Raw genomic sequence first — 473 nt, forward strand, 5'->3', positions numbered from 1 at the left:
TCTTGAACGTCCATCAGCCGGCAGCAGCTGCCGGCTGATGGACGTTCAAGAACTGCTGAGTGATACGGGCATCGGCCGCGAGATGCACGTCATCGTCGGCCAGGGCAAGCTCGCCGAGATCCTGGAGTCGCGTCCCGAGGATCGCCGCGCCTTCATCGAGGAGGCCGCCGGGGTTCTCAAGCACCGCAAACGCAAGGAAAAGGCGGTCCGCAAGCTCGACTCGATGGCGGCGAACCTGGCCCGTCTGACCGATCTGACAACGGAGTTGCGCCGCCAGCTCAAACCGCTGGGCCGCCAGGCCGAGATGGCGCGGCGCGCGGCGACGATCCAGGCCGATCTGCGTGACGCCCGCCTGCGCCTGGCCGCCGATGATCTGGTGAGAAGGCAGGTCGAGTTCCACAACACCAACCAGGCCGAGACCACGCTGCGCCGCGAGCATGATGAGGCGACCGTCCGGCTGGAGACGTCGACGG

1 pseudogene is annotated in these 473 nt (G+C 67.0%); it reads left to right on the forward strand.

The annotated features are described in order from the left end of the window. A pseudogene (locus tag RNC47_RS36485) lies at positions 1-473 on the forward strand (chromosome segregation protein SMC); the annotation flags it as partial.

Source organism: Streptomyces millisiae, from assembly GCF_031845425.1.
In the GTDB taxonomy this organism is placed as follows: Bacteria; Actinomycetota; Actinomycetes; order Streptomycetales; family Streptomycetaceae; genus Streptomyces; species Streptomyces millisiae.